Raw genomic sequence first — 8,631 nt, 5'->3', positions numbered from 1 at the left:
TGACGACAACACCTGGAAGTTTCAGCATGGAAAGCCCGATATACGAGCAATACGCACCGATCAGATAGAACTCTCCATGAGCAAAGTTCGGTATCTTCATGACGCCATAAACCAGCGACAATCCCATACTGATCAGGATATACATGCCTCCCTTCAGAAAGGCGCTGATAAATAATTCAATCATTTTTATCCTCCTACTCTTTCTCATAAGGTAACAAATTTACAGCTTCAGATTTCTCTCTTGTATTTTTTTTAAGTACAATATTTTTTTGTAAAACAGTAGGCATATTCCAATCAATCCATTTGAAATATGCCTACTGTTTCTAAACGGCCTTCCCAAATTGAAAGTACATATATTTAATCACGAGAGAGAACCTTTTGCTTCTTATCACTGCTTCGGAGTAAACTCTCCGTCATACAGATATTTCTGCAGCTGCTCATCTGTCATATGATCAATATCCAGATAATCCAGAGTATATTTGCTTCCTGCAATCAGATCGCGCTTGATCATCACATTAGCCAGATAGATCATGCAGTCAACCGTCGGCGTCGGAACATTGTACTTCCTGCCCAGCTGCTGAATCAGATAGCATCCTACCGGAACATCTTCTGTGATGTAACGGTTCTCCAGGTCAAAAGGACCGTCACCGTAGAAGTTCTCATATTTCTCCTCGAACGGTACTGCAAAGTCCGGACCCATATACTCTTTCCCATACATGGTAGTACGAGAAAAGAAGTCCTCATAATTAACAGTACAAATGTCTACTTTCATGGCTTTGGCCAGTGCCTTTTCTTCCTCCCAGAAGACTGCCTGTACTTCTGCGATCGCAGGACACAGGGCAAATCCATACAGAGAGTAGTTCTTTTTGTCCTGTCCCAATACCGTATCAAAGTTCTGCATGACCGCAGCACCAAGAACAGTTCCCGGGACATGAATAACAGGATTAACGTTGGACAGGTTAATGTCCACAACAGTCGTACCTTTTACGAATCCATCACCGGTGCGGATCGCATCCAGTGCCGGTATGTACTGTGCAGACTCGATAAAAGCATCGGTATCTGCCTGAGGCAGGGCTGCACCGCGGATAGTCGTGATACGGTCTTCGATCTTACATTCATTCGTTACAACGCCGCCGCGTTTTACGATACGAACACCGTAAGGAGCCGTATACCAGGCACCGACGATCACCTTCCTGGTACAATTCAGTTCACGCATGATCTTTCTGCATATGAATGTACCGCAGTTATCCGGAAGAATATGGATCACCTGGCCATCTTCCAGGAGCGGGACTAACTGACGGAAAACTGATTCATGTGCCATTGCAACCGTAGCTACGATGATGATTCCGGCACCCCTAACCGCTTCCGCCATGTCGGTAGTCACCATGTCCACATGCCCTACGCCACGTCTCTCAAATCCATAATAGCTGAACTGGTTCCCTGTAAGTTTAATCCCCGTTCTCGTCAGGTTTTTCAGATTATGCTTAAAATTTTCCTGTTCCCAAAGTCTCACTGTTGATCCAGCCAGTGCACAGTCACCTGCCATTGTTTTTCCAACCGCACCACAGCCTAAAATCGCAATCGGCATGTCCTTTAAATAGCTCATATCTGCTGACACTTTCATTTCCTCCTTTTAGTCCCATTTTCATTGGGTCTTATTCATTGATTGTCATTCAATGTGTTGATTTAATTGTAACAGTAATCGCCCTTTGTGTAAATATAGTAAATACCATAATATTTTTGTAGATTTTTTGTGCAACTTGCCCGCTTTTTTTTGACAGTAAGTCAGGCGACATTATTGCTGTGTCAGCCTCATATAGGACTGATAACGCTCTTTCGCATCTGCTTCCGCCTTGGCATACAGGTCTTCTGCCTTCTCCGGGAAAGCGATCTTTAAGGATGCATACCGGTTCTCTCCCATCAGGAAATCACGGAAGTTGCCCTTCGGCTCTTTGGAATCCATCTGGAAAGGATTCCTGCCTTCTTTCTTCAGATCCGGGTTGTAGCGGTACAGATGCCAGTATCCTGCCTCCACGGCATTCTTCTCTTCTGTTATACTCATGCCCATGGCCGCCTTCATATGGTGCTCAATACACGGACAATAGCAGATCACAAGGGACGGTCCGTCGTATGCTTCCGCTTCACGGATCGCTTTCAGGGTCTGTGCCGGATCGGATCCCAGAGCCACCTGTGCCACATAAACGTAACCATAGCTCATGGCCATCATGCCCAGGTCTTTCTTCTTGGTCTCTTTTCCGCCCGCCGCGAATTTGGCAATGGCGCTGGCAGCCGTAGACTTCGATGCCTGTCCGCCTGTGTTGGAATATACCTCTGTATCCAGTACCAGCAGGTTGATATCACGGCCGCTGGCAAGTACATGGTCCAGACCTCCATAACCAATATCATAAGCCCAGCCGTCGCCGCCAAAGGCCCATACACTCTTCTTGGTGAGGAATTCCCTGTTATCACGGATGAAGACCGCTTCCTCGTTCTCCACACCTTCGATCGCTGCCAGAAGGGCGTCACTGACCTGGCGTGTCACCTCAGGATCTTTTCCTTTCTCCAGATAAGCCATACATGCCTCCTGGGCAATACCGTTTTCTTTCAGCCTCTCTACTTTGTCTGCCAGCTGTTTCTTGATGGTATCCTGTCCCAGCAGATATCCATATGCGTACTCTGCATTGTCTTCAAAGAGTGACATCGCCCAGCTGGGTCCGTATCCTCTCTTGTCTGTACAGTACGGTGATGCCGGGGTGGATCCGCCATACGCTGAAGAACATCCGGACGCATTTGTAATATACATTCTTTCACCGAACAGCTGCGTTACCAGCTTAATATACGGTGTCTCACCACATCCTGCACAGGCACCTGAAAATTCAAAGTATGGTTTTGCAAACTGTACATTTTTAATACTCTTATTGTTAATGGCATCTCTCTTTATCTCGACTTCATCCACACCATAATTCCAGTTGGCCGCCTCTTTTATCTGACTCTCCATGGGTTTCATCGACAGCGCTTTTTCCTTTGCCGGACATACATTTACACAGCTTCCGCATCCGGTACAGTCATAAGGGGATACCTGCATACGGTATTCATATTTCTCAAGACCTTTTCCTTTCGTCTGTACGGTTTCAAATCCAGCAGGAGCCGCTTCCTTTTCTTCCGCAGTAACCAGAACCGGACGGATGGCTGCGTGAGGGCAGACCAATGCACACTGGTTGCACTGAATACACTTTGTGGCATCCCATTCGGGAACGTCCACTGCCGCACCGCGTTTTTCATACTTCGTCGTACCTGACGGCCAGGTTCCATCCTCAAGTCCGTACTTGGTCATCTGGCTGACCTTCAACACGTCACCCTGCTGGCGGTTCATCACGTCAACAACTTCCGTGATGAATTCCGGCACATCGCGCTTTGCCGACACATCCTCTGCCATCGCCCAGCTTTCCGGAATCTGAATCTCATTGAGCTCATTGATTCCATAGTCAATGGCATTGTTGTTCATATCAACAATCTCCTGGCCTTTTTTCTTAAAGTAGGACTTGTAGTTGGCATTTTTCATCTCCTGAATCGCCTGCTCCAGAGGAATAACCTCTGCCAGTTTGAAGAAGGACGCCTGCAGAATGGTATTGGTACGGTTCCTAAGACCGATCTCCCTGGCGATTCGGATGGCATCTATGGTATACAGTCTGGCATGCTTCGCCGCAAGTGCACGTTTCATAGATGCAGGCAGGTGTCTCTCCAGTTCTTCCTGATCCCAGCTGCAGTTTAAAAGGAAGATACCACCGTCTTTCAGATTTGCAGCCATATCGTATTTGTTCACATAGGACGGATTGGAACACTGTACAAAATCCGCTGCCTGAATCAGATAAGGAGCACGGATGGGATTTTTGCCAAATCTCAGATGCGACTGGGTCAATCCTCCGGATTTCTTGGAGTCATATACAAAATATGCCTGACAGTACAGGTCCGTGGCATTTCCTATGATCTTAATGGAGTTCTTATTCGCTCCCACAGTACCGTCAGAACCTAAGCCCCAGAACTCCGCATTGGTCACACCTTCCGGTGTCGTATTGATCTCTTCGCTCACGGGCAGTGAGGTAAAGGTAACATCATCCTCGATGCCGATGGTAAAGTTATCCTTTGGATATTCTGCTTTCAGGTTCTCAAATACGCTTACCAGCTGTGCCGGTGTGGTATCCTTGGAGCTCAGACCATAACGGCCGCCTACGATTTCCACGTCATCAGTCTTTCCTTTACAGGCAGCACAGATATCCTGATATAATGGTTCTCCCATGGCACCCGGTTCTTTGGTGCGGTCCAGCACTGCGATCTTCTTCGCCGTCTCCGGAACTGCTTTCAGGAAATATTCTGCCGGGAAGGGGCGGTACAGATGCACGTTCAGCATTCCAACTTTTTCACCCTTTGCCACCAGATAGTCGATGGTTTCTTTCGCCGTCTCCGCCGCAGAGCCCATGAGAACGATCACCCGCTCTGCATCCGGTGCTCCGTAATAATTCACCAGATGATAGTCCCGGCCGGTCAGCTTATTGATCTCTTCCATGTAAAGTTCTACGGAATCGAGGATTTTGTCGTATTTTACATTCAAAGCTTCGCGGCACTGGAAAAAGATATCAGGGTTCACCGTGGTCCCTCTTGTTGCCGGATGTTCCGGATTCAGTGAATTCGCACGAAATGCGCGTACTGCATCCATATCCAGCAGCGGTCTGAGATCTTCATAGTCGAGTGCATCGATCTTCTGTATCTCGTGTGATGTACGGAATCCATCAAAGAAGTGCAGAATTGGCATTCTGCCGTGTATCGCTGCCAGATGTGCCACCGCACCCAGATCCATAACTTCCTGCGGTGAAGAGGATGCAAGCATGCCAAAGCCAGTACTTCTGACCCCCATGACGTCAGAGTGATCCCCGAATATGGAAAGCGCATGCGCGGAAAGGGTTCTGGCTGACACATGGAAGACTCCCGGAAGCATCTCACCTGCAATCTTATACATATTCGGAATCATCAGAAGCAATCCCTGTGAAGCTGTATATGTGGTGGTCAGCGCACCGGCCTGCAGTGCCCCGTGAACAGTACCCGCGGCTCCGCCTTCCGACTGCATCTCCACTACTTCCACAGGCTGACCAAATAAATTCTTTTTGCCGTTTGCCGCCCACTCATCTACATGTTCTGCCATGGGAGATGAAGGGGTGATCGGGAAAATCCCGGCAACCTCCGTAAACGCATATGAGATATATGCAGCTGCTTCGTTTCCATCCATGATTGCCTTTTTACTGGACATTTTTAATTACCTCCTTAATTCTTTTGTCGTTTTACATTACATGCTCCGCACAATAATTGCATGCTATTTATATAATTGCATGCAATTATTATAGTTACATTCAATATAGAATTTTCCATGCAAAAAGTCAATGAACAATACAGAAGAATTTTCCTCGTTTTTTTTGTGTAAATTGTTCTAAAAAATCATTTGCAATATGCAATTTCTTAGGGTATAATAACTATAATTGGAGAAAAATAGCAGGTTTTTCCATATTTAAAGAACATAAAAAGGAGCATGATCCATGCGTTCTCAAAGTAGCATTGCTTATGAAACACTCAAAGAACAAATCTTTCATATGGAGTTACTGCCGGGCGAAAAAATATCCGAACTGCAGATCTCTTCACAGCTGAACATCAGCCGTACACCTGTACACGACGCGATCAGACGTCTGGCATCGGAAGAGCTGGTTACCATCAAATCCAATCGCAGCGCCATCGTCGCGGAGTTTACGGATAAGGAGATTCGGGACATCGGTTCCATACGCCTTGTACAGGACATCCTTTCTGCTGAACTGGCATCCTATTATGGCAGCGCAGCAAATTTTGAAGAACTGAAGAATTTGGCTGCAGCATGTGAAGAAGCTGCTGAACAGGGAAATATCTACGAACGGATCCGCGCAGACGGGGATTTTCATCTGAAGATTGCCGAAATTTCCGGAAATACCAGTCTATATCAACATCAGAAGGCTATTTATCAACAGATTCATCTGATTCAAATCTCCAAATATACCAGTATCGAAGACAGTTTGCAGCAGATTCATCATCATCTGCCTATCATCGAAGCCATCTGCAACAGTGAACTATCCAAACTGCGAAAGCTGGTTTGTATGCACATTCAAGACTTTTATCAGATCGACCCATACCTTTTAAAGTGCTACGGAACAGATGAATAATCAGAAATTCTTAGGATCGAGGGTCATATATGCAAAATAAAAATCCAATCAGATTAACCAGACGCCAGCAGCAGGCACTGGCAACCAAAGACAGGATTTTCCAGGCTGCCATGGAGGTTATCAATGAAAAGGGCTTCAGCAATACTACCATCGAGGATATTACCTCCCGGGCCGGCGTGGCCAGCGGCAGTTTTTATACGTATTTCAAGTCAAAGGAGACCATCGTACTGGATACCATCCAGCGTTCAGATGCGATCTATGAATGGGCTTATCAGCAGACAGTGCAGGAAACATTCCTGCCTACAATCATACATTTCATCCGCCTCTCCTATGCGGAGTATGAAAAGCGCGGCAAGGGTATCATCAAAGCGATTATCTCCAACTATTTTTCTTTCCCGGAGTATGATTTTTACCGGCAGAACCGCTCGCTGTTCCGATGCCTGCTGCGCATAGTAGAAAAGGGCATTGCCAGAGGAGAAGTCAGCAATAGCCGGACTGCCATCGAATGTGTATCCCAGCTGCTCTCCGCCATGGCGGGCGTGGAAGTCATCTGGTGTTTTGACACAGGCGGACAGAGTCTGGCCGACATGATGGTCGAGACGATCCGCACCATGGCTCTCGGTATGATGGTAAAATAATGCCGGAATCCGAATATATCTTCGAGCCAATTGACTGTTGCATGAAGAAAAGAAATCATGTATACTCTTTGAGAACTTATCTGTATAGTTCATCAAAAAATGGAGATAGAAATTGAGAAGGATGAAATGAGCAATATGACCAAGAGAAAACAGATGGCTTTGAAAACCCGGGAAAAGATCTATGAATCCGCACTAAAGGTCATCAATGAAAAAGGGTACAACAACGTCAATATCGAAGATATTACCACCGAGGCAAACGTAGCAAAGGGAAGTTTTTATACATATTTTGATTCGAAAGCAGATATTATTTTTTATAATATCCAAATGGCAGATGAACAGTATGAACGAATATATCAACAGGTGGAAGATGAATGTTTTTCGGATATGCTGATGGATTTTATCCGTATAGCCTACACGAAACACGAGGACCACGGAAAGGGAATCATAAAGGCAATGATCTCCAATTTTTTTTCTTTCCCTGAATATAATTTTATCAGCAGAGACCGGACTCTGCTTCGGGTACTGAAAAAAATAGTCGAGAAAGGCAAGCTGGAAAATCAGCTGCGCGATGACATACCCAGTGATCACTATGTAGAGGAATTAATCGTCGCCCTGCTTGGGGCTGAGACATTGTGGTGTTTTGATGAAACCGGCAGGAGCCTGGTAGATATCGTAGACAATGCAGTGCGTCTGACCATGAAAGGGATATCAAAAGTCTGAACAAACAGGGCAGGGCCCGGCAGATAATACAAATCTGCCGGGTCCTGTATTATATTCGGTTCGTTTTTCACTCCCCAAGCCTTATCAGCATCTGTCCTGCTTTTACCTGTTCCCCTTCCGATACATAGATTCGCTCTGCCTGCCCGGAAGCTGAAGCCAGGATATTGCTTTCCATCTTCATGGCCTCAATCAGCGCCACGGGCTGGCCTTCGGTCACACTTTCTCCTTCTTTCACAAACACTTTTACGATGTTCCCCGGGATGTGTGCTCCGACCTCTCTGGGATTTTCCGGGTCTGCATACAGCAGCGCATTATGGGCATTTTCCGCCACATCCAGATCCTTGATCCGGATACTGCGGCGATTTCCATTCACTTCGAACACAGCATCCCGGTAACCTTCGGCATCCGCAGGTCTTACCTCGCAAAGCTTTACCATGAGGAAACTTCCCTCACTCAGTTTTACTTCACAGGTCTCCCCTTCCTCCAGTCCATGAAAAAAGATATCTGAACCCATATACCGGAAATTGCCTTCCTGGCGCTGGCCCTTTACATAATCCTCAAATACTTTCGATAGAGCGCATAGCTGATCACTTCCCTGTCCGTGCCATAAAGTCCCAGTTCCGACTTCAGATACCCGCGGATACCATCCAGATCCTCGGCGGCAGCAGCTCTCCCGGCCGACCGTAATCGGCGTTTTTCCTTTCAGTACTACCTTCTGGAGCTCTTTCGGAAAGCCTCCCTCAGGCTGTCCCATCATGCCTTCAAAATATGATGTCGTGGAATCAGGGAAATCCATACCTGCCCCTTTTTCACATATATTTTCCGGTGTAAGATCGTTCTGCACCATAAAGATTGCCAGATCTCCAACCGCTTTGGAAGTAGGTGTTACCTTTACGATATCTCCCAGCATCTCATTGACCTGCTGATACATTTCCTTTACTTCTTCAAAACGGTGACCCAGCCCAAAACTCTCCACCTGAGGTTTCAGATTGGAATATTGCCCGCCGGGAATCTCGTACTTATAGATTTCCGCGGTA

Annotated in this window: 7 protein-coding genes; 3 read left to right on the top strand and 4 right to left on the bottom strand. The window is 46.6% G+C overall.

The window, feature by feature from the left end; genetic code table 11:
- From MCG44_RS00720 to nifJ, 3 genes are all read right to left on the bottom strand, one after another.
- A partial coding sequence (locus MCG44_RS00720) for an ABC transporter permease subunit (protein ID WP_412531123.1) occupies window positions 1–184 on the bottom strand: 184 nt, incomplete at its 3' end.
- Window positions 185–388: 204 nt separating this feature from the next.
- Entirely contained in the window at window positions 389–1,606 is a 1,218-nt protein-coding gene (locus MCG44_RS00715) for an NAD/NADP-dependent octopine/nopaline dehydrogenase family protein (RefSeq protein WP_240286261.1), read from the bottom strand.
- A 189-nt stretch (window positions 1,607–1,795) separates the two neighbouring features.
- The gene (gene nifJ / locus MCG44_RS00710; protein ID WP_240286259.1) at window positions 1,796–5,302 is read right to left on the bottom strand and encodes a pyruvate:ferredoxin (flavodoxin) oxidoreductase; all 3,507 of its coding nucleotides are present in this window, start codon (window positions 5,300–5,302) and stop codon (window positions 1,796–1,798) included.
- A 283-nt stretch (window positions 5,303–5,585) separates the two neighbouring features.
- On the opposite strand from nifJ, the gene MCG44_RS00705 reads away from it, so the two are divergent.
- From MCG44_RS00705 to MCG44_RS00695, 3 genes are all read left to right on the top strand, one after another.
- The gene (locus tag MCG44_RS00705) at window positions 5,586–6,236 is read left to right on the top strand and encodes a GntR family transcriptional regulator (RefSeq protein ID WP_240286257.1); all 651 of its coding nucleotides are present in this window, start codon (window positions 5,586–5,588) and stop codon (window positions 6,234–6,236) included.
- Between the two features lie 29 nt (window positions 6,237–6,265).
- Complete coding sequence (locus tag MCG44_RS00700; protein WP_240301127.1) at window positions 6,266–6,874, top strand: TetR/AcrR family transcriptional regulator; 609 nt, start codon at window positions 6,266–6,268, stop codon at window positions 6,872–6,874.
- Between the two features lie 135 nt (window positions 6,875–7,009).
- The gene (locus tag MCG44_RS00695; protein ID WP_240286253.1) at window positions 7,010–7,594 is read left to right on the top strand and encodes a TetR/AcrR family transcriptional regulator; all 585 of its coding nucleotides are present in this window, start codon (window positions 7,010–7,012) and stop codon (window positions 7,592–7,594) included.
- A gap of 67 nt (window positions 7,595–7,661) precedes the next feature.
- Here the strand turns inward: MCG44_RS00695 and MCG44_RS00690 are convergent.
- A partial coding sequence (locus tag MCG44_RS00690; protein ID WP_318653884.1) for a biotin/lipoyl-containing protein occupies window positions 7,662–8,631 on the bottom strand: 970 nt, incomplete at its 5' end.

The organism is Lawsonibacter sp. OA9, from assembly GCF_022440585.1.
The sequence above is the reverse complement of the archived record's forward strand: the minus strand, read 5'-3'. Positions and strand labels throughout refer to the sequence as shown.